Genomic DNA, 24,523 nt, shown 5'->3' on the forward strand with positions numbered 1-24,523 from the left:
ATTACATCACTCACCACTTCATCCTATTCGTCATGCGACGGTTAGAACGGCGCATCCAGCCTTAAAAATAAAAACGGGTGCCAAAGACAAAGCGGCCTTTTGCGATCTCGCTATCAAGGGACGAATCCTCATAGATCAACGTCACTTCAAAGCTGTCAACAAACACGGAGAGACCGGCAGACCAGTCGAGCAAATTCGACCGGTCACTGCGCATGTCATAGCCAAGGCGGCTGATGATTGTAAGCTCAGGAAAGGTTGGAACCGGAATTTCAAGATCGGTATAGGCATAAAGGCTATCTACATCTGGTGTGTTCCAGCGGCCTTCAGGCGCGTATGCAAGGCCGGTGCGAATGAAGGCAAGGCCAAAGTCACGCGCCATGCTGGCTTTAAACTCTGGGTAATAGTCAGATCCGTTGCCGTGAATGCCGTCAAGCTCTGCCGAGAAATCATAAATATAATCACCCTGGTCCATGCTGTAACCCGCGAAAAATTCTGTTTTGGTATCCCCGCCCATCTGATCATCAATCAGGGCAGCATCTACCCCGCCGTAAAAGCCGCTATCGTGAAATACAGAAATGGAACCCCGAACGGAAGCGTCGAGATCAGACATTGAGATACCCCGGTCGCGGTAGTCGCTTGTTACGCCTACGTAACCATCTATTTCAAAACTGTTATCTGCCGCATATGTAGCGGTGCCAAATGGCAGCGCCAAAAGTGGCACAACAACGCACAAATATGGCACACTGTGCCGGCACTGTGCCTGCTGTTGCTGTGTGCTATTTCCTCGCCTGAAGATCATCTTTATTTCCTTGTCCGGGCCTGTTTTCCGCCCTTATTACAGCATAATGAGTTGTTATTTTTTATCAGCCTCTGACAGCAGCAAATAGGGATCAAGCCGCACACTCCCCCAATTCACCCGCCAGTCAACATGAGGGCCGCTGGCCCTTCCCGTTGCGCCGATCGTGCCAATTGGGTCGCCCTGATGTAGCGTTTCACCTTCTTTTACGTCAACCGAATTCATATGAAACAGCGTTGATGTTACACCGTAGCCGTGATCAATAATAACAATGCCGCCCTCCAGCAAAAAACCAGGGTCCGCAAGGCGCACTGTGCCACCCGCTGGCGCATAAATAGGCTCTCCCACTTTGGCTGCAATATCAAGCCCGTAATGGGGGTTTTTTGGCTCGCCGTTCAGAATACGCTGGCTGCCATAAAAGCCGGAAAACCGGCCCTTTGCGGGCCTTATAAAGCCTTCTGTCCAGAAAGTATCGCCTGTGGTTTCTGCCCTCGCCTTGGCCACACGCCCGGTTTCCACCTTGCGCTGTGCCGCCCACTCTGGCGGCGGGTTTACCGTTTTAGGCGGCAAGCCTTTCACCCGTTCTATATCAAAAGTACGCTGCTCTACTTTCAGAATTTTCTCCGTGCGCTTACCTGCCCTGCTGATGATAATCAGCCTTGCCTCAGGGCCGGCGTCGCGGCCAAAACCAAAAACAAATTGCCCCTCTGGCCCCACTTTAACGGGGTTGCCATCAAGCAATATTACGGCGCCCTGCTCTGCTATGCCCCACACCATGCCGCCCTGTGCTACGCTGCCTTGCAACTCTGTAGCAGCCACAGCATATGCAGCACATGTCACTGTAAACAATAATAAAAATGCAGTTTCTAAAGCTTTCATTCTAGCATTCCATCAAGAGAAGGCGGCAAAAGTTTGGCGCACATAAAAATAATTACAGCAGGCTGCCTTGCAGCATATCAGTTTGTTTTTTATCTGCTTTTTTAGGCGGTGTTTTTTTAGCGGGCGCCTGCGAAGAAGGCGGCACCACACCGCCGCCTTCCACCACCTGAACCTGGCGGCTATCATCCGCAAATCGCAGCTTTAACATGTCCCCCGCTGATAAGGCCTGCGCCTTTGAAACCGGTGTTCCGTTTGCGTCCTCAACCAGTGCAAAGCCACGGTCCAATACCCGCTCATACGACAGGCTATCCAGCATACGCCCCGTGCCCTCAAGCCTTGAAGACAAATCAGCAAGTCGGCGTGTATACAAGGGCTGCAAGCGCTTGCCGTTTACTTCTAACTGATTGCTTCTGAATGATAAAAGCTGCGATAACCGCCCGGCACTCAGCCCACCAAGAAGCCGGTTCAGCCGAATGGATTTTGCCTGTGCAATACTAATAAGGCCGCGCGGTAGGCGCTCAGCAAGTTCATCGAAACGCTGACTTAGAAGCCCCAGCATATCCCGTGGTTTGGGAAGCCCCCGCGCCAACCCTTTAAGGCGCTCGCTGCGATCCCTGATCATAATATTTTTCTGGCCCACCAGCCTGCGACCATAGTCTGCAACTGTGTAGACAAGCTCTTCCCTAACAGGAACCGCCATTTCTGCCGCACCCGTGGGTGTCGGCGCCCGCAGGTCTGAGGCGTAATCAATAAGGGTGGTGTCGGTTTCGTGGCCAACCGCAGAGATAAGTGGAATAACACTATTGCTTGCAGCCCGCACCACCACTTCTTCATTAAACGACCACAGGTCCTCGATCGAACCACCACCACGCGCAACAATCAGTACATCTGGACGCGGTATAGGGCTTTCTGCTGTTAAAGCGTTAAAGCCTTCAATGGCTTTTGCAATCTGGTTTGCGGCCCCTTCGCCCTGCACAAGTACAGGCCACACAATAACCCTGCGTGGGAACCTGTCTGCAAGGCGGTGTAATATATCGCGGATAACAGCGCCGGTCGGCGATGTAATAACACCAATAACACCCGGAATATAGGGAATGGGCTTTTTACGGGCAGGGTCAAACAAACCTTCCGCCGCCAGTTTTTTCTTGCGCTCTTCAAGCAGCGCCATAAGCGCGCCAGCGCCCGCTGGCTCCATTTTGTCAACAACCATCTGGTATTTTGACCGCGCCGGATATGTCGTAAGTTTGCCGGTGCAAACCACTTCAAGCCCGTCTTCCGGTACAAAAGAAAGCTGCGATGCACTACCACGCCAGCACACGCCGTCAATCACGGCCTGATCATCTTTGAGTGCAAAATAAACATGGCCAGAAGCAGCCCGCTTAACCCCAGAAAGCTCCGCCCGCACCCGCACATAGCCAAACTGGTCTTCAACCGACCGCTTGAGCGCGCCTGAAATTTCGGAAACCGTATATTCATATTCATTTGAGCCAAGGGCCGTATCTGACATATCTTTCTTACTTCTTGATGCTGGTTATGGATTTCAAGTCTTGCCACATTAGATGGCTATGATACAAGGGGCCCGCCAACAAGCAACCGTCGTCTTGAAGGGAAGTCATAAAAATGAATATACTTGTGATCGGGTCTGGTGGCCGTGAGCATGCTCTGTGCTGGAAAATTGCCGAAAGTCCTTTACTGCAAACCCTATACTGTTCACCCGGCAACGGCGGCACAGTGGAAGTGGCGATTAACACCCCGCTTGATACATCTGATCATAGTGAAGTTATTTCATTCTGCAAAGATCATGAAATTGAATTTGTGGTAGTTGGCCCTGAAGGTCCGCTTGTTGCAGGTCTGGTTGATGACCTAACTGCGGCTGGCATCTTGGCTTTTGGGCCAACAGCAGGGGCTGCACGCCTTGAGGGTTCAAAAGGCTTTACCAAGGATATTTGCGCTAAATATAATATCCCGACAGCAAGTTATGGCCGTTTCAAAGATGCTGCCAGCGCCAAAAACTATATCACCAAAGAAGGCGCACCAATTGTTATTAAGGCTGACGGTCTTGCCGCTGGCAAAGGCGTTATTTTAGCGCAAACCCTAGAGGAAGCTCTTGCCGCTGTTGATTATATTTTTGACGGCGCGTTTGGCAGTGCTGGCGCTGAAGTGGTTGTTGAAGAATTCTTGACCGGCGAAGAAGCCAGCTTTTTTGCTCTCTGCGACGGCACCGCAACCCTCGCCCTTGCTACTGCCCAAGACCATAAAGCCGTAGGTGAAGGTGACACTGGTCCAAACACTGGCGGCATGGGTGCTTACTCCCCCGCCCCTGTTATGACAGATACACTCTGCAAAGAAGTGATGGACACCATTATTGCACCAACCGTGCAAGCCATGACCGATATGGGACACCCCTATCGCGGCGTGTTTTTTGCCGGCCTCATGATCACAGCAGATGGCCCAAAACTGATTGAATACAACTGCCGCTTTGGTGACCCTGAATGTCAGGTTCTGATGATGCGGCTGAAAAGTGATATCGTGCCCTTGCTAGTAGCCACTGCAAAGGGCGAGCTTGCAGGCGTTTCTGCTGAATGGGATGAAAAAGCTGCCTTAACTGTTGTAATGGCAGCAAAAGGTTATCCTGCTAGTTATGAAAAAGGAAGCGAGATCAAAGGCTTGGTTGCTGCGTCTGGTGACGCTGACGTCCGCATTTTCCATGCAGGCACCAAACAGGAAAACGGCCATATTCAAGCCGCTGGAGGCCGAGTACTCAATGTAACCGCGCTTGGTGCCACCGTGACAAAAGCACAGGAAAAAGCATACAAGGCTGTTGATAGTATCGACTGGTCTGATGGGTTTTGCCGCAGGGATATTGGCTGGCGTGCTATCAACCGCGAAAAAGCGACTACTTAAGCAAAAAACCTAAAGGATTACTCTGGCACGGGACACCCTCGCACCCTGTGCTGGAGACAGCTTTACTGTATTAAAAATAAGTGACTTTTATTCATTTATACAGTAAGAGGGTAAATACAAACACGACAGGCGTAAGCCAATAACTAAAAAAACACAGGCAAAAGCCTGATAATAAAATGCGAGGATATATCGTGAGCAAGATTGTGAAGTTTGTAGTACCTGCCGTGGTGCTGCTGGCTAGCATAGGGTCTGTAATAGCCCTTGATGCAGCTAAATCACCCCCTGAAAAAACAGAGATTGAAGAAAGACCTACATCGCTTTATGTCGATACGGTTAAGACAGAAGACGTACGTTTAACCGTTACCACACAGGGCGAAGTGAAAGCCAAAACAGAAATAGCCCTGATGCCACAGGTTTCCGGCAGGATTGTTTCTATTTCTGAATCATTTGCTGAAGGTGCTGGTTTTGGGTCCAATGCAACCCTTATCAAAATTGATGATGCTGATTATAATCTGGCGCTTGCAACAGCAGAAGCCCGCGTCGCTCAAACGGCTGTTGTTCTTGAAAAAGAAATGGCAGATGCCCGGATAAAGCGCAAACAGTGGGATGAATGGGTAAAAGACGGGCAACCAACGCCCCTTGCCCTGAACGCGCCACAAGTTGCAGAAGCTCAGGCACAAAAACGTGCTGCTGAAGCTGATCTTGAAACCGCAAAGCTAAACCTTTCCCGTACAAATGTTAGTGTACCTTTCCACGGCAAAGTTCTTGAACGTAGTGTAGGCTTAGGCCAGATTGTAACACCCAGCACTGAACTGGGCCGCGTATTTGCCACTGATGTTGTTGAGGTTCGGCTACCCCTCACCGATACACAGCTTGCGGAAATTGACTTGCCTATTGGCTTTGTCTCAAACGGCACAAATGCCCCAGAAGTTACTTTTAGCAGCACAGTACATAATAAATCATATAGCTGGGTTGGGCACATCGTGCGGGTAAATGCTGCAATCGACCGCCAAACCCGACTGATATATGCGGTTGCAGAAGTGCAGGACCCCTACGGCCAAGCAGCTGACATGGGCAAACCTCTTGCCGTTGGCATGTTTGTGAAAGCCACCATTAAAAGCGCAATACCAACCAAAACCATGGTTATGCCACGTCTCGCCTTAAGAGGGGACGACCGGATTTATGTTGTGAAAGACAACAAGTTAGAAATCCGCACCGTAGATGTAATTTCAACATCAGACGACAATGTTTATGTCTCCAGTGGTGTTGCTGAAGGCGAAATGGTTGTGACCTCGGCTGTCCGTGCCGCATACAGCGGTATGCCTGTTAGCACTATTACCCGCGCCGCGGGTAATACCCTCTCTGACACAGACCGTTAGGGAGAAACAGCATGAACAAGACAATTGAATGGTGGGCACGCAATAAAGTAGCCGCCAACCTGCTGATGATTGGTATTTTTCTGTCCGGTGTGTTTGGCTTTATGGCCATGGAGCGGGAAGTATTTCCAACAGTTCGCTTTCCAGGGCTTGCCATTACAGTAACATGGCCTGGCGCCAGCCCACAGGATGTAGAAGAACAAATTGTTTCCCGCATTGAAGAATCCATGCAGGATCTCGATAATATCGACTGGATCAGGTCTACATCATCCGAGGGTTTTGGACAAATTATTGTCCTTGCGCTACGGGATGCAGATTTCACCCAGTTCATGAACGATGTTAAAATTCGTGTTGATTCCATATCGAGTTTTCCGCGAGATATAGAGCCACCTATTGTAAAACAGTTTGTGCAGCGCGAAGAGTTTATCAGGGTTGCTGTTTATGGTGATGTAAGTGAACGCGAACTGAAACAGACATCCGAAACACTTAGGCGCGAAGTAGCACAACTACCTGCAATTTCACTGGTGGAAACCTTTGGTACGCGTAACGAAGAAGTTTCTGTTGAAGTATCAGAAGATGCACTCCGCCGCTATAACCTTACTTTTTCAGAAGTATCCCGTGCCATTGCCAATAACTCGCTTAATTCATCTGGCGGCACCATCGAAACAGATAGCGGCGACCTGACACTTACCGCCAGAAATCTGGCTGATACACAGCATGACTTTGAAAATATCATCATTCGACAAACCGCAGACGGCGGCATTGTGCGCGTGCGTGATGTAGCGACAGTGATCGACGGCTTTGAGGATGTTGACTTACTTGCCAGCCTGAACGGCAAACCAGCTGTACTCTTGCAAGTTCTAAGCACCGAGAAAATGGACGTTGTTAAAGCCTCTGAATCCATTCACAAATGGATTGAGGAACGATCAAAAACACTGCCTGCCGGTATTCAAATGACCTTGTGGACTGATCAGGCAAACGAGTTTAACAGCCGTATGTCAACAATAAGCAGTTCGGCGCTGCAAGGGCTTGTGCTGGTGCTTATTGTCCTCCTTTTAACACTGCGCCCTAAAGTCGCCTTCTGGGTTACGATGGGCATTGCTACAGCTTATGCTGGTGCCTTTGTGTTCCTCCCTGCGCTTGATGTTTCGCTAAATATGCTATCAACCTTTGCGTTCCTGCTGGTGCTTGGGATTGTTGTGGATGATGCCATTGTTATTGGCGAAAGCATCCATACAGAAAGCCAAAGAACTGGTGGCGGCATAACGGCAGCTGTATTTGGTGCTCAGATTGTTGCCAAACCTGTTATTTACGCTGTTCTAACCACCATCATTGCCTTCACGCCGTGGGTGTTTATGAACAACGAGTCCACAGAATTTACACGGCATATTACATGGGTGGTTATCACCGCGCTTTCTTTTTCTTTGATTGAATCACTCCTGATTTTGCCAGCACACCTTTCAAAAATGAAACCGCGGGAACATGTTGGTCGATTTGGCAAATTTCAGAAAAAAATTGCAACCAGCATTACTGACTTTGCCCAGTATAAATACCGCAAAATTGGTACGGCTGCTGTAGAAAACAAATATCTGACAACATCCATATTTGTCTTTATTTTCATGTTTGGCTTTGGCCTGTTTTCGTCTGGTTACGTGAAAAGCAATTTTCAACCGTCCTTCGAAAGTGAAGAAATCTCCATAAATGTAACGATGCCTGAAGGCTCGCCTTACTGGCGTGCGCTTGAGATATTACAACAGCTTCAAGTCGCCGAGCAAAAACTGATCGAGCAGGAAGACCAGTTAACAGGCGGGAAAAGCAAACTGGTTGAAAACTGGTACACACGGGCGCGAAAAGACAGTGTCATTGCCATTGTGAAGCTTGCCCCGGCAGAGAACCGCAGTATAGGCGCGAAAGAAGCTGCCCTTAAGCTGCGTGACCTTATTGGTGATATTCCTGACGCCAAAGAAGTGTCCGTTACCTACGAGAATGGTAATAACGACCCAGACTTTGAACTTTCTGTTCGACACTCTGACCTTACTATTCTGAGGCAAGCAGTTGCTGATCTTGAAGAAAAGCTGCGTACCTATGATGCCCTTTATGACATTAGAAACAATCTAGATGCCGCATCAGAAGAAATCCGTATAAGCATGAAGCCGGGCGCAGAAAAGCTGGGCCTCACGCTTGCAGATGTATCCTTGCAAGTTCGCCAAGCTTACTACGGCGACGAAGTGCAGCGCCTGCCTCGTGAAGGGCAGGACGTAAAGGTGAAGGTGCGGTACCCCAAAGAAACACGGCAATCTATTGAAAGTCTTGAAAACTTCCGGGTGCGTACCGCAGATGGCAACGAAGTACCGCTTAAAACTGTCGCAGAACTAACCTATGCCCCCGGCATTAAAAACATTCACCACTGGCAAATGTACCGGGCTGCACGGGTGAGTGCGGACATGAAAGATAGTGTTCGCGGTAATATTATGGAAGACCTCAATAAAAACTTCTTCCCGGAATGGGAGAAAAAATATCCCGGTATCCAGCGTGGCTCCATTGGTCAGGCCGAGGGCGAAGCTGAATTCCAACAACAGCTTGTGAACCTGTATCTGGTAGCCATATTTGTTATGTATATGCTGCTTGCGACCGCCTTTAAAAGCTATTGGCAACCACTTGCCATTATGGTGGCCATGCCGTTTGCTTTTATTGGGGCTATATACGGCCACTATGTTGGTGATATGACCATGTCCGTATTTAGTTATTTTGGTATTGCCGCTGCAGCTGGTGTTGTGGTCAACGATAACCTTGTTCTGGTTGATTTTAGTAACAAACTTAGGGAACGCGGCCTTAACCCTGTTGAGGCGATTGTAGAGGCGGGCGTTGCTCGGTTCAGGCCTATTCTGCTAACATCGGTTACAACCTTTATCGGTTTAACGCCTATGATGCTTGAACAGTCTATTCAAGCGGCCTTCCTAAAACCTGTGGTCATGTCCCTTTCCGCAGGGGTTGTGATTGCGTTTTTTGTTACTCTTCTACTCGTGCCTGCGCTTTATGCCATTGGCTATGATCTAACTATCCTGAAAGAACACCTCAAAATCAGGCTTCTACAGGCAGTAAAAAAAGATCAACCAAAGGATATTCCATCACAAGCGGAATAAGAACTTTTGAAAAGATAAAAGAGCCACGGGAAATATTTCTGTGGCCCTTTTTATGTCCTTAGTAAGCCGCCGCGAATGAACCAGGCCTGCGCGGGTCAGCCGCACCAGCGAGCAAGCCTTCTGGTGTTACCATGATCGACTGTGCAGCCCCAATGATATGAGCATTGCTGTCAAAAGGCTCTGTGGAAAGATGATGGCCCATTTTTGCCAGCAACCGCCGTGTATCAAGTGAGAAGCCCGCCTCCATAAAAATCTGGTCCGGGAACCACTGATGATGAAACCGCGGCATGTTGGTTGCTGCCTGAATATTCATATCAAACTCTACCGCATTCATAATAACATTGAGAACAGTGGTAATAATCTGTGACCCACCCGGGCTGCCTGTTGCGATATAGGGCTTGCCGTCTTTGAACACAAATGTTGGTGTCATGCTGCTCAGCGGTCGCTTGCCTGCTTCTATCGCGTTAGCTTCACCACCGAGCAAACCAAATGCGTTTGGCACACCGGCTTTTGCGGAAAAATCATCCATTTCATTATTTAGCAGGAAGCCTGCCCCCGCCACAGACTTGCTGTTACCGTATGTAAAATTCAGGGTATAGGTGTTTGCAACCATGTTACCAAACCTGTCCGCCACAGAAAAATGCGTGGTGTCATGGCTTTCATAAAGCAAGTCTGGGTCTGGCCCAATGTCAGCAGACGGCGTTGCTGTATCAGGGTTAATTTTAGCGCGGATTGCAGCCGCATATTTTTTAGAGGTTAGTTCTGCAACAGGCACCTTGAAAAAATCAGGATCACCAAGATATTTTGATCTATCTGCATAGGCATATTTCATGGTTTCAACCATACGGTGGATATAGGCCGCACTATTATGCCCCATCGAGCGCAGATCCCAGCCTTCCAGCACATTCAGCATCTGGATAACATGCACCCCGCCAGACGAAGGTGGCGGCATGGTAACGACTTTCACATTCCGAAACGTGCCTGAAACAGGTTCCCGGAAACGCACTTCATAGTTTTCCAAATCTTCATGGGTGATCAGGCCGCCACCTGTTTCCATTGTGGTGACAATTTTATCTGCAACGGCGCCTTTATAAAAACCATCAGAACCCTTTTGAGCGATAGTTTTCAGCGTCTCTGCCAGATCTACCTGCCTGAATATATCTCCCGCCACATAAGCGCTGCCATCAGGCTTGAAAAAATAACCCTTGCTAGCACTGTCTGCTAATAAGCGCTTACCGTAGCGGGAAAGCGATTCTGCAAGCTCCCACGGCACGGCAAAACCTTGTTCGGCTAATCTAATCGCAGGTGCCATCACTTCAGGGAGCGTAAGCACACCATACTGTTTTTGCGCCTCAACAAGGCCCATAACAGTACCCGGCACGCCGCTTGACTTCAGGCTAAAGCGTGACAGTTTATTATCAACCGCACCATTTGCATCTAAATACATATCACGGCTGGCAGCTTTTGGGGCCATCTCGCGGTAATCAAGCGCAATGACTTTATCTTCGGCTTTCAGGTAAATCATCATAAAGCCACCACCACCAAGGTTGCCTGCCTGTGGGTGCGTAACAGCAAGGGCAAAGCCTGTAGCGACTGCGGCATCAACGGCATTGCCGCCAGCTTTTAATATTTCAAGACCAGCTTCGCTTGCGTAGGTTTCTTGGCTTACAACAATGCCATTTCGCGCCAGTGTGGGGTGAAACTGTGTATTATAGGTAATAAGGGGGGTCTGTGCTTCGGCTGCAAAAGACAGCGGCAACAGCACAAAAAACACAAAAATTCTCTTCACGAATGTCATAAAAAAAAGTCCCACAGTCAGATTATATCCTCTAGCGTATCTGATCATACTATGGGCTTAGTCAGCAAAAAAGAAAACCCCACACACAGCAAGGCTTCCTAATCACTGGCTTTAGATCACCTGACCCGATGTTTATTCAGGGGCATCTACAAGGTTTGGAAAGTTTTTATCGGCTGATTTTATAAAGGCGGGAATATCCTGCTCCCACTTGGCTTTTACATCGTCATTATAATTAAGATAGAGCTTACCATCCACAATTTTCCAAACAGTTGGATCACCTGATGCAGTATAGCCTTGGCTTACAGCCCATGCACAGTAGCCGCCATACTGCGGCGCATATTGTTCGGGGTGCGCAAGAAAAAGCGCCTTATTTTCTGCGTTTACAAAACGCCACTGCGCGCCCTTATAGTCAGTACTGAACTTTTTATTACCCTTTATCGGCTGGCCTTCTGTAAAATACACAACGGTATCATAACCACCCACAGCGACATTACTGAATGTGCCTGTATAAACCGGGTCATCACCAGCCTGCGCAAAAGAGCCAAAAGCCAGCATCATAAAAATAATAGCACAAATGCGGATACTAAGTTTTTTCATGGCATGTTCCTCTTAGCCTAGAGGGTATCAGTACCATACGGTGTACAGGTAGGCGCCTCACATATGGGTCAATTTTATGTGTAATTGCCTTAAAGGCCAAGGCTACTCAGCTAAAAGTGCACTTAAAACCGCATCCGTATCTTCACCGAGCATGGGCGGTGCTTTTTTATATTCTATAGGTGTTGCCGAATACCGAATAGGGTTAGCAACCCCCGGCAATGTACGGCCAAGGCTATCTTTATGCGCTAGTTGTATGCCGCGGGCTTTTACCTGCTCGTTATCAAACACACGGTCAAGCGTGTTGATAGGGCCGCACGGCACATTCACTTTTTCAAGCATTGTCACCCATTCATCTGTCGTGCGACCAGCAATAACCCCCGCAAGAACAGGGACCAGATCACCCCTATTTGCAACCCGGCCCGGGTTTGTACTGAAGCGCGCGTCAGCCGCTATACCCGGTAAGCCCGCCGCATCACAAAACCGCTTGAACTGGCCGTCATTACCAACTGCCAAAATCATGTGGCCGTCTTTGGTTTCAAAGCTTTGGTACGGCACAATAGCCGGGTGGCTATTGCCTTGCCTCTTTGGTGCCGTCCCCGATACAAGGTAGCTTAAGCTTTGGTTTGCAAGGACAGCAACCTGTGTATCAAGAAGGGCCATATCAATATGCTGACCTTCACCGGTTTTTTCCCGGTGATGCAAAGCCCCTAAAATGCCAATGGTGCTATAAAGGCCAGTAAACAAATCAACCACCGCAACACCAGCGCGCTGCGGGCCACCACCGGGCTTATCGTCTGCTTCGCCTGTCACGCTCATAAGGCCACCAAGACCCTGTATCATCAGATCATAGCCCGGCCTGTCTTTATACGGCCCCGTTTGACCAAAACCAGTGATAGAACAATAAATCAAGCCTACGTTAAGCGCCTTCAGGCTCTCATAATCAAGGCCGTATTTCTTCAATCCACCAACCTTGAAGTTCTCAACAACAATATCAGACTTTGCTGCCAGCTTTTTGATAATGCTCTGCCCCTCTGGGCTTGCCATATCAACCGCAACAGACTGTTTGCCGCGGTTTGCGCTCATATAGTAGGCTGCAAGGGCTTCATCGCCTTCACCAAAAAAGGGCGGCCCCCATGTGCGGGTATCATCGCCCTCGTTCGGGCGTTCAATCTTGATAACCTCAGCCCCCAGGTCAGCAAGACACTGGGTAGACCAAGGCCCTGCCAAAATGCGACTAAGATCAAGAACACGGATACCAGTAAGGGGGCCAGCCACTCTATACCCCTTACATAAAGGCCTGAAGGCCGGTTTGTGCACGGCCTAAAATAAGCGTATGCACATCATATGTGCCTTCATAGGTATTAACTGTCTCAAGGTTTACCATATGACGGATCACATGGAACTCGTCTGCAATACCATTACCGCCGTGCATATCACGCGCCATGCGGGCAATATCAAGCGATTTGCCGCAGCTATTGCGCTTGATCAGCGATATGTTTTCTGGTGCTGACTTACCTTCATCCAGCAGCCGCCCAACACGCAGGCATGCTTGCAAGCCCAGCGTTATCTCGGTCATCATGTCTGCAAGTTTCTTTTGTACCAACTGGGTCTGGGCCAGTGGTTTACCAAACTGCTTACGGTCCATTGTATATTGCCGTGCTGCATGCCAGCAGAACTCAGCCGCACCAAGCGCACCCCATGCAATACCAAAACGTGCTTTATTCAGGCACCCAAACGGGCCACCAAGGCCGCTTGCATTCGGGAGTAGGTTTTCTTCCGGAACAATAACATTATCAAGTACAATTTCGCCCGTAATCGAAGCACGCAGAGACATTTTACCTTCAATTTTTGGTGTAGAGAAACCTTCCATCCCGCGTTCAACAATAAAGCCGCGAATTTTGCCGTCGAGCTTTGCCCAAACAACAGCCACATCCGCGATTGGGCTATTGGTGATCCACATTTTATTGCCTGTTAACTTATAGCCGCCATCAACCTTTTCGGCGCGCGTACGCATGCCGCCGGGGTCAGAACCATGGTCAGGCTCTGTCAGGCCAAAACAACCAACAAACTCGCCAGAAGCCAGCTTTGGCAGGTATTTCATACGCTGTTCTTCACTGCCGTATGCATAAATAGGGTGCATTACAAGGGAAGACTGCACACTCATGGCAGACCGGTAGCCGCTGTCAACACGCTCAACCTCGCGGGCAATCAGGCCGTACGACACATGGTTTACACCAGACCCGCCGTATTGCTCAGGTAAGGTTGCCCCAAGCAGGCCCATCTCGCCCAGCTCAGTCATAATCGCACGGTCAAAATTTTCTGTGCGGTTTGCCATCAAAATACGCGGCATCAACTTTGCCTGACAGTAATCACGCGCGCTATCGCGGATCAGGCGTTCTTCTTCTGTAAGCTGATCTTCAAGAAGAAAGGGGTCTTCCCAATTAAATGCTGGTTTGGCTGACATGGCTTGGTCCTCATATCTTTATAAATTACATTTATGCATGTATAATACATATTTCAGCGAAATAAAGTGCTGATTTCCACTCATAATATGATAAAAAATCATGTATTTAAAAATTATTGGTGGTATAAAAGCCATATGAAAAGACAAATCCCATCACTGACAGCCCTTGAGTGCTTTGAAAATGTTATGCGGCACGGCCTTGTGACCCGCGCGGCAGACGAACTGAACCTGACACAAAGCGCGGTTAGCCGCCAAATCGGCAATCTGGAAGCTTTTATCAGGCAGCCACTTTTCAAGCGCGAGCGCAAGCGCCTAGTGCCCACCGAGGCCGCTAAAGAATTTAGCACAACCCTGTCCCCCATCATGGACAAGCTTGAAAAAGAAACCATGCGCCTAATGAGCTGGGGCGCGGAAGACCGCATACTGACCCTTGGCTTGCTACCCACCTTTGGATCGCGCTGGTTAATCCCGCGCCTTGGTGGTTTCACCGCCAAAAACCCTGATATTCAGCTAAATATTGTTACCGGGCTAAGCCTTGAGGATTTCATCGCCGCCAATACGGATGTCTTTATTTTATACGGCACCGGCATATGGAAAGGCTATGAAAGCCAAAGAATTGTCGACGAAGAAATTGTCCCCGTTATTATGCCAGAGCTATATCAAAGCCCCGAAATTATGGACTATGAACATCTTCAAATGGCAACCCGGCCAAAAGCATGGCAAGTGTGGCTGCATGCAAATGGCCGCGGCGAGCGGGCACAAAAGCTAGGGCCCAAATTTGAAAACTTCACCATGATGATCGAAGCTGTTCGCTCTGGTCTTGGTGTGGCCGTTCTACCCAATATGTATGTGGAGTCTGACCTTAAATCAGGCCGGCTACTAGCCCCGTTCGGGGCACCAGTTGCCAGTAAAAACGGCTATTACCTCGCCTACCCAGACCACTTAAGCGGCAGCAACAAAGTGCAGGCGTTCAAAAACTGGCTAACACCTGAATAAAAGCAATAATGTATATATTTCATGAATATGTTGACCTTTTTTCTGGTATAACCCTATAATAATTTCGAAATTATTATAGGGTTAACGCTTCTATTAAAGGCTACATTATGTCCCTGACCGTTATAAAAAAATTAGCATTTTTTGTGTTTATCTGCTTGGCTTTAACGCCAGTGAAAGCTGAAATCGCCTTAGCCTCTCAATCGGTTATTCCAAACACGGAAACCTACCCCCTGACATCCAAGATCACCGGTAGAACATACCAGATTTTTATCTCAACACCACTTCAACCCGCGCCGGTAGGTGGTTATCCAGTTATTTACCTGACCGATGCCAACGCCTATTTTGGCACTATGGTTGAAACCATGCGGCACTTTGTTCGCGGCGGTAAAGACAGAACCGAAGCCGTGGTTGTCGGTATTGGGTACCCAGAGGGCACCAATATTGGCAAAGCCCGCTCTTTTGACCTAACCATTCAACTAGCTGATAGCCCGGTCCCTGAAGGCTTTGGCGGTGCCAGCGGTTTTTTACATTTCATACTGGATGAACTAAAACCACAAATAGAAGATCGTTTTACTCTGAACAAACAGAGCCAAACGCTATTTGGGCATTCCTTTGGCGGCCTCTTTACCCTCAATGCCCTGATAAACCAGCCTGATGCGTTTCAAACTTATTTGATCGCTAGTCCGTCCATCTGGTGGGGGGACCGCTTTATGTTCCGCAATAAAAACTTCCTCAGCAGGCTTAGCCCTAAACTAGAGACGACAGGTGCCACAGCGCGCGTTCTCTTAACTGTCGGCGCCCTAGAGCAGCCAAAAGAGCCAGAGGCAGCACCACCCGCCTCAACAGGCAGACCTGCGCTGCCTGGCGTTATTGGTCGCACTCAGGTGGATGATCTTGTCAAAATGGCAGGCATGCTAAAAGAAACCCCCGGCATTTATGCTGAAAAAATTATTTTTGAAGGCGAAAACCACGGCAGTGTTGTACCCGCCGCTATCAGCAGAGGAATTACCTTTGCTCTCTCACCAGATGCCACCCAGCCTGAGCCTGCACCTGTAACCGCCAAAAGATATAACGATTACCCCATGCCCGTGCCCACGGCAGAAGAGTATGTCGCCATGACACCAAACGAGCGCTTTACCCACCGCACAGCCCTGCGCAGTTGGGCTGATAAAGACATGCAAGCACGGTATGTTAACGAGTTCAAATACAATATGGATGCGGCCCTGTGGTTTGATGACCATTATGCCCTGCATGCAGAAAAGGTCACCATGGACAATGAGAACGGCTCAACCCCCAAAGAAGCCCACTAGCGCAGGGCTTTAGGCAAGCGCCAACCTTTTAAAATTGCCATAGCACGCGTTGTAAAGGCTGTTGCTATGGCAGCCCACAAGGCAATGGGGCCAGCGTATCCCAAATAATCCATCAGGCAGTAAACACCTGCTCCAAAAAAAGCGGCTGTCGCGTAAAAATACTCATCAACACGCATAACAAGCGGAATTTCATTGCAGATTACATCGCGGATAACACCGCCGGCCACGCCTGTGGTAACACCTAGCATAATCGCCACCATCGGACTGCCTGATACAACAAGTGCCTTTTCTGCGCCCACCACACAGAAAAGCGCAAGCCCCGCAGCGTCAGCCCAAATAAGCCAGCGCATACGGCTTTCAAGATGGCGCGCAAACAAGAAGGTTAAGCCCGCAGCAATAAGAGCCACCCATATGGAATGTGTACTCACAATCCAGAACACAGGCTGATCAAGCACAAGGTCGCGGATAGTACCGCCGCCAACCGCAGGCATAAGCGCCAACACTATAATACCAAAAAGGTCCATGCCTTTCCGAACCGCAGCAAGCGCGCCTGAAATTGCAAAAACAAAAACCCCCGCCATATCAAAGTAAAACAGTAAATCATGCATAGCTGGCCCTTTCTGAAACACGCATACTCAGTTTAACGCGCCGCGTCCAGTATTGCATCAAGGTTCAGATGTTGTTCAAGAGCATCCGCAAAAGCATCCAGCGATTTTTCAACGCGGGCACGGTGGTTTACCGCCCCGCCTTTCACACCCAGCAGTGCCAAAAAATTGCTTCTGAAGGCACCGTCATCAAAGAGGCTATGCAAATATGTTCCCCAAATAGGCTTATCTGCATGACTGTGGCCAATCACCCGTTGTCCTGCCTTCATAAAAATAGGCGTGCCCGCTTTCGCGAAGCTTTCCCCCGTGTGAATTTCATATCCCATAGTGGCACCCAGATTTGGCACACGTGCCACTGTGCCCGTAATAATTTTCTCAGGCCTTAGTATCGTTTCCATATCAAGATACCCAAGACCTTCCTCCCTGTCTGCTGGGCCTTCAACACCGTCAGGGTCTGTAACCACTGTGCCCAGCATCTGGTAACCACCGCATATACCAAGAAGCGCGCCGCCCGCCCGCACATGGGCTGCTATATCAGTTGCCCAGCCTTCCGCCTTTAGGAAACGAAGGTCTGCAATAGTTGCTTTGCTACCCGGCAAAACAATAAGCCTAGCATCCCGCGGCAAGGGGGTGCCGGGCGGGCAAAACACAAGCTCAACCCCAGCTTCAGCCTTTAAGGGGTCCAGATCATCAAAGTTTGCAATACGCGGCAAAAGCGGCACAGCTATCTTGAGGTTTTTTCCTGCTTCGCCTTGGTGCATGTCTTCAAGCACAACAGCATCTTCAGCGGGAAGTTCACGCACAACCCGTAAAAACGGAACAATACCAAATGACTGCCAGCCGGTATCGGCCACAATACGGGTTATACCGCCATCAAACAGGCTCATATCACCCCTGAATTGATTAATAATAACACCTTTAATCAAGGCGCGCTCTTCAGGTGGCAGCAGAGCATGAGTGCCAACAATAGAGGCAATAACGCCGCCCCGGTTAATATCCCCCACTAAAATGACCGGTACTTTGTGGGGTACAGCAAAACCCATATTGGCAATATCACCCGCCCTTAGGTTCACTTCTGCCGGGCTACCAGCCCCCTCCACTAGTATAAGGTCAGCATCATTTTTTAGCCTGTTAAAGCTTTCACTAACCGCAGACAACAACTGGGGCTTAAGCCGCTGGTATGCACCAGCCTCTGCCCTGCCAAACACTTTACCATGCACAATAATCTGTGCACCAGTTTCAGATTCGGGCTTTAAAAGCACCGGGTTCATATGAATGGATGGCTCTGCCCCAGCCGCCAAAGCCTGTAGCCACTGGGCACGGCCAATTTCACCGCCTTCGAGCGTTACGGCCGCGTTGTTCGACATATTTTGTGGCTTAAATGGTAGCACCTTCAAACCGCGCCGAGTATAGGCGCGGGCAAGCCCCGCAACCAGCACAGATTTACCAACATCAGAGCCTGTACCCTGCACCATAATACTGCGTGCAGACATTAGCTATCAATCCGGGCTATAGGGGCGATCATATCAACACCACCAGCTTTCCAGCGAGACACACTCACATGAAAAGCCTTCTGAATGTTTGCATCAGTGAGCACATGACCGGGTGTGCCTGCCGCCAGCACACGGCCTTCACAAATAAGAATAAGCCGGTCACAGGTACGAGCAGCAAGCGCCAAATCGTGCATAACCACAACGGCACCAACCCCATTTGATGCTTGTTCTTTTAAAATTTCCATAACCTGAAGCTGATGTGCTGGATCAAGAGATGCCGTTGGCTCGTCTGCCAGCAGGAAATAAGCATTTACAGCAATAGCACGGGCCAGCAAAACGCGGGCGCGCTCGCCGCCAGAAAGCGTTGTTACCAGCCGGTCCCGCAGCTTCCAACAGTCGGTTACCCGCATTGCTTTTTCAATAGCGGCTGTATCGTCAGCTGTTATATTTTGCCACGGGCTGATGTGGGGGATACGGCCTAGAGCAACCGTACGCTCTGCTGTCAGCGGCCAGTGCACCGGCGCCCCTTGTGGTACGTAAGCAACCTTGCAGGCCCTGTCTTTGGCATTCATCCCTTCAAGAAGCTGCCCGTCCAGAAAAACAGTACCGCCAACAAGAGGAAGTAACCCAAGTGCTGCCTTTAAAACTGTGGTTTTGCCAGCACCGTTCGGGCCAATAAGCCCCACTACCTCGCCAGGCTTAACAGCGAAACTCACCCCGGAAAGAACAGCCATCCCTTCCAGCGTGGCACTGATATTTTTAAGCTCAAGCCCCGTCACCGCATGCTCTCCCGCGTTTTAAAAACGATATAGATAAACATCGGTGCACCGATAAGGGCGGTTACCACCCCAAGCCTAAGCTGGCCGTGACCAATGGGCAGACGTGTTAAAATATCGGCAAGGAGCATAATAAAAGCACCAACAAAGGCGCTTGGCAGTAAAATTTTGCGTGGTTCATAGCCAATAACTGCACGCACAAAGTGTGGCACCACAAGGCCAATAAAACCCACAGAACCACAAACGGCTACTGTCGCCCCCACTGATAAAGCCGTGCCCATAACAATACGCCAGCGCAGGCGAGCAACATCAATCCCCAGTGTTGCAGCAGCTTCTGAACCAAGCGACAAGGCATTCAAGCCTTGCCCCGAACCCAGCATCATAACCCAGCCTGCAAGAATGAAAGGGCTAGCCAGAATCAGGTCTTCATACGTACGGTTTTCAAGGGATCCTAACATCCAGAGCACCATTTCCTGCACACTCATAGGTGTTGGGGCAAAGTTCATAACAAGCGACACCCCCGCCATAGCAAGGCTTGATATACCCATGCCAGCCAGTATCAGTGTTAAAACACTACTATCTCTTGCTGCCAATATTACCAGAACAAAGGTAGCAAAAAGCGCCCCTGTCATGGCAAAAACAGGCACCATAAAAAGGCTAACGGCTGAAAAACCAAAATAAATGGCAATAACAGCCCCAAGGCTTGCAGATGATGTAACACCAATTACGCCCGGGTCAGCAAGCGGGTTACGCAGCAATCCCTGCAAAGCAGCGCCCGTATAACCAAGTGTTGCACCGGTTAAAATAGCAAGCGCCACACGCGGCATTCTTAGGTCTTGTACAATAAGCACCAGACCTTCATCGCCGCGCCCCAAAAGCGCCCGCAGGAATTCCGCCGCCGTTAAGGAAATTTGCCCGTACATGCCAGACACAAAAGCCGCCACCACCAAAAGACAAGCTAATGCACCATGAAACAACCAAGGCTTGCGGGTGAACATTGTTATCATGGCGCTGCCTTTGTAGTGATGCCAAGCCCTATAGCCTGCTCTCTAATATATTCTGCCGCATCAATCGCAAAAACACCACTGCATGTTAGATACCGGCTTGGAACATGAATGATGGGCAAGTCACCCATCAAATGCTTGTAAACACTGTGCCTGCTACTGCTCCAGCTTGAAACATGAATATCGGCATCATGGAAAAACGTGGCCACCACAAAATCAGGCGGGCTCACCACCATTTTCTCTAGTGGCAGTGGCACCCAACCCTTGATGCCTGCCTCTGCAGCCACCGTATCAAACCCTGCAAGCTTGATAATGTCATCAATGTAGGTACCCTCACCTGCCGTGAACCCGCCCGGTGTCATATAAACAGCTTTCTGGCTATATCGCTCTGCATCCATAAGCGCTTGATAGCGCTTTCTGTAGTTTTGCTGTAGTTCACCCGCGCGGGTTTCTGCCCCAAGCAAGCGGCCAACATCCATCAGCACACCAAGGCTTTCATCAAGCGAGCCTGCATAAGGCGGCATATATGCTGCTATACCAACCTGATTAAGAACAGCCACAGCCCTTGGGCCGCCTCTGTATGTTAACAACACTAAATCAGGTTTTATGGAAATCGCCTCTTCAAGGCTCCCCCCCACAACTGGCAAACCATACGCCGCCTCTTCATAAAAAGAGCGGTTATCGGCAGCCTCAAAAGATACAGCCTGAATATCAGTGCGGTCAGCAAGCGCCAAAACAAATTGGTCGGCACAGCGATCAAGCGAAACAAATCCGCCCGCATAAAGCGGCCCAGTGATAAGGCATATAGAAAGAATGGAGGCGGCAAACCGCCCCCATATCCCTTTAGAAGGGTAAAAGTGCTTATGCAGCGCAGAAGCGCCCATCACCATCCCCTATCAGAAGTTAGCACGTACACCAAAATAGCTGGCAATCCCGGGTGTACCATAGCCTAGAATTTGCTGATACTCTTCATCTAGCAGATTGTTGACCCGGCCATATAGCTCAATACTATCTGTCACCTTATAGGCCGCAGTTAGGTCTAGCCTTATCCAGCTGTCATTCGTGCGGTTGCCTGTATCCAGCTCATTGCCGTTATATGTAGCAGAAACCTGTGTAGACAGGCGGTCTGTTACATCCCAGTCAATCACGGCGTAAGCCTGATGCTTTGGCCTTCTAATAAGGCGCAGGTCCGTATCCCTGTCTTTGCTTGAAGCATATGTATAATTCGCAGCAAAAGTAACCGCACTGCTCAGAGCGGCATCAACAGAAAGCTCCACACCTTTTGACCGTGCACGGTCTACGTTATCGTAGCCAATGGTGCTGGTATAAATGATCAGATCATCTGTTTTCTGGTCAAAATAGGTTGCAGCAAATTTCACTGTGCCGTCTAGCACCGTTTGCTCAACCCCTGCTTCCCAAGACTTTGCCCGTTCAGGCAACAAATTCACGTTCGGCTCTGTTTGCGCAACTGGATAGCAGTAAGTGCATATATAAGATAGCTGGTACAGGCTTGGTGCCTTAAAGCCCTCACCCCAGTTAGCAAATACCCGTGTGCCAATTTCAGCAAAATTATAGGATGCCCGCAGTTGCCCGTTTGTGCTGGAGCCAAAATCAGAATGATCATCAAGCCTAAGGCCCGCTGACAGTGATAAGCCGCCCTCTTCATAGGCCACAACACCAAAGACACTGTTGATATCCACTGTATTTGCCTGATCAGCAGGTTCTTTCAGCTTAATGTTTTCATGTTGCGCACCTGCTGTCAGTGACCATGCCTCTGTAAAGCTGTAAACGCCCAGATAATCAAGGTTCAGGCGCTCGCCTTTGCCGGGATATGTGCCATATGCAGAAATGCTCTGCCGGGACAGGGCCGAATACTCGACAGACACCGTGTTATTAAACCGGCCATCCAGAAGGTCTGCCACCAGTTTACCACCCACCAGATATTCTTCTGACAAGGCTCTGTCTGGTCCGTCTGCAGGTTCATATGCACCAGAGGCCGGGTTAAAGGCAGAACTATCAACATCTGCGTGGCTATCTGTATAGCTACCAAACACTTCTGCCGTCACAAGGTCAGACAGGGCCGCATGCACGCGCGCGCGCAGCGTATAGCTGTTGTAGCCATCTTTTTCTGTGTTACCCGCAGCTTCATCTGCCACAGAAATACCGTCTGTTTCTACCGCGCTGCCAGACAAGACAAAGCCCAGCTTTTCACTACCTCCGCGCAGCGTAGCCCCACCGCGGAACGTATCAAAAGCGCCGTATTCGCCAAAAACGTTACCAGAAAAACCATCACCGTTTGCACGTTTGGTGATGATGTTCACCACACCGCCAATGGCATCAGAACCATAAAGCACAGACTGCGGGCCTTTCAGCACTTCTATGCGTTCAATCGTGGCGGGGTCCAGCGTACCAAAGTTAAAACCGCCGCCGGGGGCAGACACATCATTCACCTGCACACCGTCGATCAGCACCACAGTTTGGTCGGTTGCGTTACCGCGAATACTAACAGTTGCCTGCGTGCCAAAACCACCATTCTGGTTAATCGATACACCCGGCAGGGTTTGAATGGCATCAAGCGCAAAGCTATATTGCCCGCGTGTAAGAGCTTCCTCGCTCATCACAGAAATACTGGCACCAACATCACTGATGTTTTGTTCGCGGCGCGATGCTGTTACAACAACTTCTTCCAAAGCAGCCTCGGCATATATAGCGCTTGAAGCTGTGAAAGTGGTGGAAGCCAATAGCAATATTTTTAATGTATCAGACATAATAAGTTTCATCCAACTGAGCCTAAAAGGCCGTCTTTTATAAAACTGTGGGGAGTTTGTCTGATAAGGCCGGAACGGCCTTCTCCTTACAATCTCCGTGCACAGCGGCGATTGTCGCCGACACGGAGGTCCGCTTCTGAGTGGTTAACCCGACCATCAGAAAGGCGACTAGACGGCAGGTCTCCTGGCTTGTGGATCGATGTGCCTGGCATCCTTCCCGGTGATGTACACCAGTGGATAAATTGCCACGCACTCCTCACATACAGTTGCGGGTACAGCCACGGTTTTTAACCGTGTTCCCTCTTAGCGACTGGCATACACCAGCCGAACCATCTGGGGTGGCTATAATACATGTGAAGGGTGGAGGCAAGAGACACTTCGTTGCACTCAAAAATATCGCTTCCACAAAACATGTGACAACAAGATACTACATATGGGGCTCTATAACCCAAACACTTTCCTCTGCAGCACATTTTCCTTTGAGGCCACCTTGCACTTGCTCCCTCGCAAGAAGCCTAAGCTTGTATGCGCTACCGTAATGCTGCCTGACTTCTTCATCCGGCACGGAAAACGGAGGCCCTGCCATCTGGCTTTGGTCATATGTGTAAGTGATAGCCAGTTGCGGGGCTGTATGTGTTATCATACATAAATGCTTTGTGTAGTGCGCCCGAACGGTTGCTGGCAAAGCCACAAGGGCTGCCCGGTCGTAGACAGCATCAACCTGCCCTAGCAGCTCTGCTGACAGGGCGAAAATATCCCCAACAAAAATATCAATATTTTCTGCACTGTATGTGGTCAGGGTACCATCTACCACATGCGGGGTTACGCCAAGTTCATCAAAAAGCTGCTTTACAGCCAGTTCACTTAGCTCTGCACCAACAACAGTGTAATTTCGGGAAAGGAGCCAGGCGATATCGCGTGTTTTACCACAAAGTGGCACAAAAACCCGCGCTGCCACAGGCAACGCTAGAGCGTTAAAGTGTTTTACAAGCTGCTCATTTGCCTGTCCTTCATGAAATGCAATATCGTTTTTTTGCCATTTATCTAACCAAAATTCATTTTCCATCACGTAACCTTTCCGTGTTGATCTTTTCTGTGTTTGCACTAGTTTACAAGTTCAAGTTAACTTGAGGTCAAGAGAAAATGGTTAGTACAGCGGTTATTGATATTAGTGAGGTTTCCAAACTATCCGGATTACCCGCTTCAACACTGCGATTTTATGAAGAGAAAAGGCTCATACATTCGATCGGACGACGGGGTCTGCGACGGCTTTTTCCAGCCACTATTATGGAAAGGCTGGCGCTTATTACATTAGGGCGCAAGGCCGGTTTTTCGCTAGATGATATCGCCCGCATGTTTGCTCCTGACGGCACGCCCAAAATTAACAGAGAGCAATTGGTTGCCAAAGCTCATGAACTGGACCGCACAATCAAACAGCTTGAAACAATGAGGGATGGTTTGCAGCATGCTGCACTGTGCACGGCCCCAAGCCACATGGAATGCCCAAAATTCCAGCGCTTACTCAAGGCCGCTAGCAAAAAAAGCACATATGCCCCTCAAAAGAACCTTGAAAAGTTCTAGCCATCTACCTTAGCTACTTAAAAATACAAAGCC

Annotated in this window: 20 protein-coding genes and 1 riboswitch; of the genes, 6 read left to right on the forward strand and 14 right to left on the reverse strand. The window is 49.4% G+C overall.

The window, feature by feature from the left end; translation table 11 throughout:
- Positions 1-61 precede the first annotated feature (61 nt).
- From ICL80_RS15040 to xseA, 3 genes are read right to left on the reverse strand one after another with little or no spacing between them, the layout of a single operon-like run.
- A complete protein-coding gene (locus ICL80_RS15040; protein ID WP_194213547.1) occupies positions 62-799 on the reverse strand; it encodes a TorF family putative porin in 738 nt (245 codons plus the stop codon).
- A gap of 54 nt (positions 800-853) precedes the next feature.
- Complete coding sequence (locus ICL80_RS15045) at positions 854-1,675, reverse strand: M23 family metallopeptidase (protein WP_194213548.1); 822 nt, start codon at positions 1,673-1,675, stop codon at positions 854-856.
- Positions 1,676-1,727: 52 nt separating this feature from the next.
- Entirely contained in the window at positions 1,728-3,182 is a 1,455-nt protein-coding gene (gene xseA / locus ICL80_RS15050; protein WP_194213549.1) for an exodeoxyribonuclease VII large subunit, read from the reverse strand.
- Between the two features lie 113 nt (positions 3,183-3,295).
- Between xseA and purD the strand changes: the two genes are divergently transcribed.
- From purD to ICL80_RS15065, 3 genes are all read left to right on the forward strand, one after another.
- Positions 3,296-4,579 carry a phosphoribosylamine--glycine ligase gene (gene purD, locus ICL80_RS15055; RefSeq protein ID WP_194213550.1) on the forward strand — a complete coding sequence of 428 codons (1,284 nt, stop codon included), beginning with the start codon at positions 3,296-3,298 and terminating at the stop codon, positions 4,577-4,579.
- Positions 4,580-4,770: 191 nt separating this feature from the next.
- On the forward strand, positions 4,771-5,958 hold the full coding sequence (locus tag ICL80_RS15060) for an efflux RND transporter periplasmic adaptor subunit (protein WP_228073593.1): 1,188 nt from the start codon (positions 4,771-4,773) through the stop codon (positions 5,956-5,958).
- An 11-nt stretch (positions 5,959-5,969) separates the two neighbouring features.
- Positions 5,970-9,098, forward strand: coding sequence for an efflux RND transporter permease subunit (locus ICL80_RS15065; protein ID WP_194213552.1), 3,129 nt, complete (start codon positions 5,970-5,972; stop codon positions 9,096-9,098).
- 58 nt (positions 9,099-9,156) lie between these two features.
- On the opposite strand, the gene ggt is transcribed toward ICL80_RS15065, so the two are convergent.
- The 4 genes from ggt to ICL80_RS15085 all read right to left on the reverse strand — a co-directional run bounded on the left by ggt (position 9,157) and on the right by ICL80_RS15085 (position 13,957).
- Positions 9,157-10,896 carry a gamma-glutamyltransferase gene (ggt, locus tag ICL80_RS15070; RefSeq protein WP_194213553.1) on the reverse strand — a complete coding sequence of 580 codons (1,740 nt, stop codon included), beginning with the start codon at positions 10,894-10,896 and terminating at the stop codon, positions 9,157-9,159.
- A 132-nt stretch (positions 10,897-11,028) separates the two neighbouring features.
- Positions 11,029-11,493, reverse strand: coding sequence for a YHS domain-containing (seleno)protein (locus ICL80_RS15075; protein ID WP_194213554.1), 465 nt, complete (start codon positions 11,491-11,493; stop codon positions 11,029-11,031).
- A gap of 102 nt (positions 11,494-11,595) precedes the next feature.
- A complete protein-coding gene (locus ICL80_RS15080; RefSeq protein WP_194213555.1) occupies positions 11,596-12,768 on the reverse strand; it encodes a CaiB/BaiF CoA transferase family protein in 1,173 nt (390 codons plus the stop codon).
- 10 nt (positions 12,769-12,778) lie between these two features.
- Positions 12,779-13,957 carry an acyl-CoA dehydrogenase gene (locus ICL80_RS15085; RefSeq protein WP_194213556.1) on the reverse strand — a complete coding sequence of 393 codons (1,179 nt, stop codon included), beginning with the start codon at positions 13,955-13,957 and terminating at the stop codon, positions 12,779-12,781.
- Positions 13,958-14,092: 135 nt separating this feature from the next.
- Between ICL80_RS15085 and ICL80_RS15090 the strand changes: the two genes are divergently transcribed.
- Together ICL80_RS15090 and ICL80_RS15095 are read left to right on the forward strand one after the other, a co-directional pair.
- Positions 14,093-14,953, forward strand: a complete 861-nt coding sequence (locus ICL80_RS15090) for a LysR substrate-binding domain-containing protein (RefSeq protein WP_194213557.1) — start codon at positions 14,093-14,095, stop codon at positions 14,951-14,953.
- 107 nt (positions 14,954-15,060) lie between these two features.
- Entirely contained in the window at positions 15,061-16,263 is a 1,203-nt protein-coding gene (locus ICL80_RS15095) for an alpha/beta hydrolase (protein ID WP_194213558.1), read from the forward strand.
- Here ICL80_RS15095 and ICL80_RS15100 read toward each other — a convergent pair.
- The 7 genes from ICL80_RS15100 to tmpT form a co-directional block, all read right to left on the reverse strand.
- Positions 16,260-16,871: a trimeric intracellular cation channel family protein gene (locus ICL80_RS15100; protein ID WP_194213559.1), complete on the reverse strand. Its 612-nt coding sequence runs from the start codon at positions 16,869-16,871 to the stop codon at positions 16,260-16,262. The genes ICL80_RS15095 and ICL80_RS15100 overlap by 4 nt on opposite strands.
- A gap of 32 nt (positions 16,872-16,903) precedes the next feature.
- Entirely contained in the window at positions 16,904-18,361 is a 1,458-nt protein-coding gene (locus tag ICL80_RS15105; RefSeq protein WP_194213560.1) for a cobyric acid synthase, read from the reverse strand.
- Positions 18,361-19,140, reverse strand: a complete 780-nt coding sequence (locus tag ICL80_RS15110) for an ABC transporter ATP-binding protein (RefSeq protein WP_228073595.1) — start codon at positions 19,138-19,140, stop codon at positions 18,361-18,363. The genes ICL80_RS15105 and ICL80_RS15110 overlap by 1 nt, the downstream gene beginning before the upstream one ends.
- Entirely contained in the window at positions 19,137-20,144 is a 1,008-nt protein-coding gene (locus tag ICL80_RS15115; protein ID WP_194213561.1) for a FecCD family ABC transporter permease, read from the reverse strand. Before ICL80_RS15115 ends, ICL80_RS15110 begins: the two co-directional genes overlap by 4 nt.
- Entirely contained in the window at positions 20,141-21,025 is an 885-nt protein-coding gene (locus ICL80_RS15120) for an ABC transporter substrate-binding protein (RefSeq protein WP_194213562.1), read from the reverse strand. Before ICL80_RS15120 ends, ICL80_RS15115 begins: the two co-directional genes overlap by 4 nt.
- A 12-nt stretch (positions 21,026-21,037) precedes the next feature.
- Positions 21,038-22,909, reverse strand: coding sequence for a TonB-dependent receptor plug domain-containing protein (locus ICL80_RS15125; RefSeq protein ID WP_194213563.1), 1,872 nt, complete (start codon positions 22,907-22,909; stop codon positions 21,038-21,040).
- Between the two features lie 157 nt (positions 22,910-23,066).
- Positions 23,067-23,258: riboswitch (cobalamin riboswitch) on the reverse strand.
- A 78-nt stretch (positions 23,259-23,336) separates the two neighbouring features.
- Complete coding sequence (tmpT, locus tag ICL80_RS15130; protein WP_194213564.1) at positions 23,337-23,975, reverse strand: thiopurine S-methyltransferase; 639 nt, start codon at positions 23,973-23,975, stop codon at positions 23,337-23,339.
- Positions 23,976-24,052: 77 nt separating this feature from the next.
- On the opposite strand from tmpT, the gene ICL80_RS15135 reads away from it, so the two are divergent.
- Positions 24,053-24,490, forward strand: coding sequence for a helix-turn-helix domain-containing protein (locus ICL80_RS15135; protein WP_194213565.1), 438 nt, complete (start codon positions 24,053-24,055; stop codon positions 24,488-24,490).
- The last annotated feature ends 33 nt before the right edge of the window (positions 24,491-24,523 follow it).

The sequence above is a fragment of the Kordiimonas pumila genome (assembly GCF_015240255.1).
GTDB classification, from domain to species: domain Bacteria; phylum Pseudomonadota; class Alphaproteobacteria; order Sphingomonadales; family Kordiimonadaceae; genus Kordiimonas; species Kordiimonas pumila.

Coding starts and splice junctions, on each gene's coding strand:
- ICL80_RS15115 (WP_194213561.1), bottom strand. CDS start 20,144: ATGATAACAATGTTCACCCGCAAGCCTTGGTTGTTTCATGGTGCATTA.
- ICL80_RS15075 (WP_194213554.1), bottom strand. CDS start 11,493: ATGAAAAAACTTAGTATCCGCATTTGTGCTATTATTTTTATGATGCTG.
- ICL80_RS15100 (WP_194213559.1), bottom strand. CDS start 16,871: ATGCATGATTTACTGTTTTACTTTGATATGGCGGGGGTTTTTGTTTTT.
- ICL80_RS15090 (WP_194213557.1), top strand. CDS start 14,093: ATGAAAAGACAAATCCCATCACTGACAGCCCTTGAGTGCTTTGAAAAT.
- ICL80_RS15045 (WP_194213548.1), bottom strand. CDS start 1,675: ATGAAAGCTTTAGAAACTGCATTTTTATTATTGTTTACAGTGACATGT.
- ICL80_RS15065 (WP_194213552.1), top strand. CDS start 5,970: ATGAACAAGACAATTGAATGGTGGGCACGCAATAAAGTAGCCGCCAAC.
- ICL80_RS15125 (WP_194213563.1), bottom strand. CDS start 22,909: ATGTCTGATACATTAAAAATATTGCTATTGGCTTCCACCACTTTCACA.
- ICL80_RS15105 (WP_194213560.1), bottom strand. CDS start 18,361: ATGTCTGCACGCAGTATTATGGTGCAGGGTACAGGCTCTGATGTTGGT.
- purD (WP_194213550.1), top strand. CDS start 3,296: ATGAATATACTTGTGATCGGGTCTGGTGGCCGTGAGCATGCTCTGTGC.
- ICL80_RS15135 (WP_194213565.1), top strand. CDS start 24,053: ATGGTTAGTACAGCGGTTATTGATATTAGTGAGGTTTCCAAACTATCC.
- ggt (WP_194213553.1), bottom strand. CDS start 10,896: ATGACATTCGTGAAGAGAATTTTTGTGTTTTTTGTGCTGTTGCCGCTG.
- tmpT (WP_194213564.1), bottom strand. CDS start 23,975: ATGGAAAATGAATTTTGGTTAGATAAATGGCAAAAAAACGATATTGCA.
- xseA (WP_194213549.1), bottom strand. CDS start 3,182: ATGTCAGATACGGCCCTTGGCTCAAATGAATATGAATATACGGTTTCC.
- ICL80_RS15040 (WP_194213547.1), bottom strand. CDS start 799: ATGATCTTCAGGCGAGGAAATAGCACACAGCAACAGCAGGCACAGTGC.
- ICL80_RS15095 (WP_194213558.1), top strand. CDS start 15,061: ATGTCCCTGACCGTTATAAAAAAATTAGCATTTTTTGTGTTTATCTGC.
- ICL80_RS15085 (WP_194213556.1), bottom strand. CDS start 13,957: ATGTCAGCCAAACCAGCATTTAATTGGGAAGACCCCTTTCTTCTTGAA.
- ICL80_RS15120 (WP_194213562.1), bottom strand. CDS start 21,025: ATGGGCGCTTCTGCGCTGCATAAGCACTTTTACCCTTCTAAAGGGATA.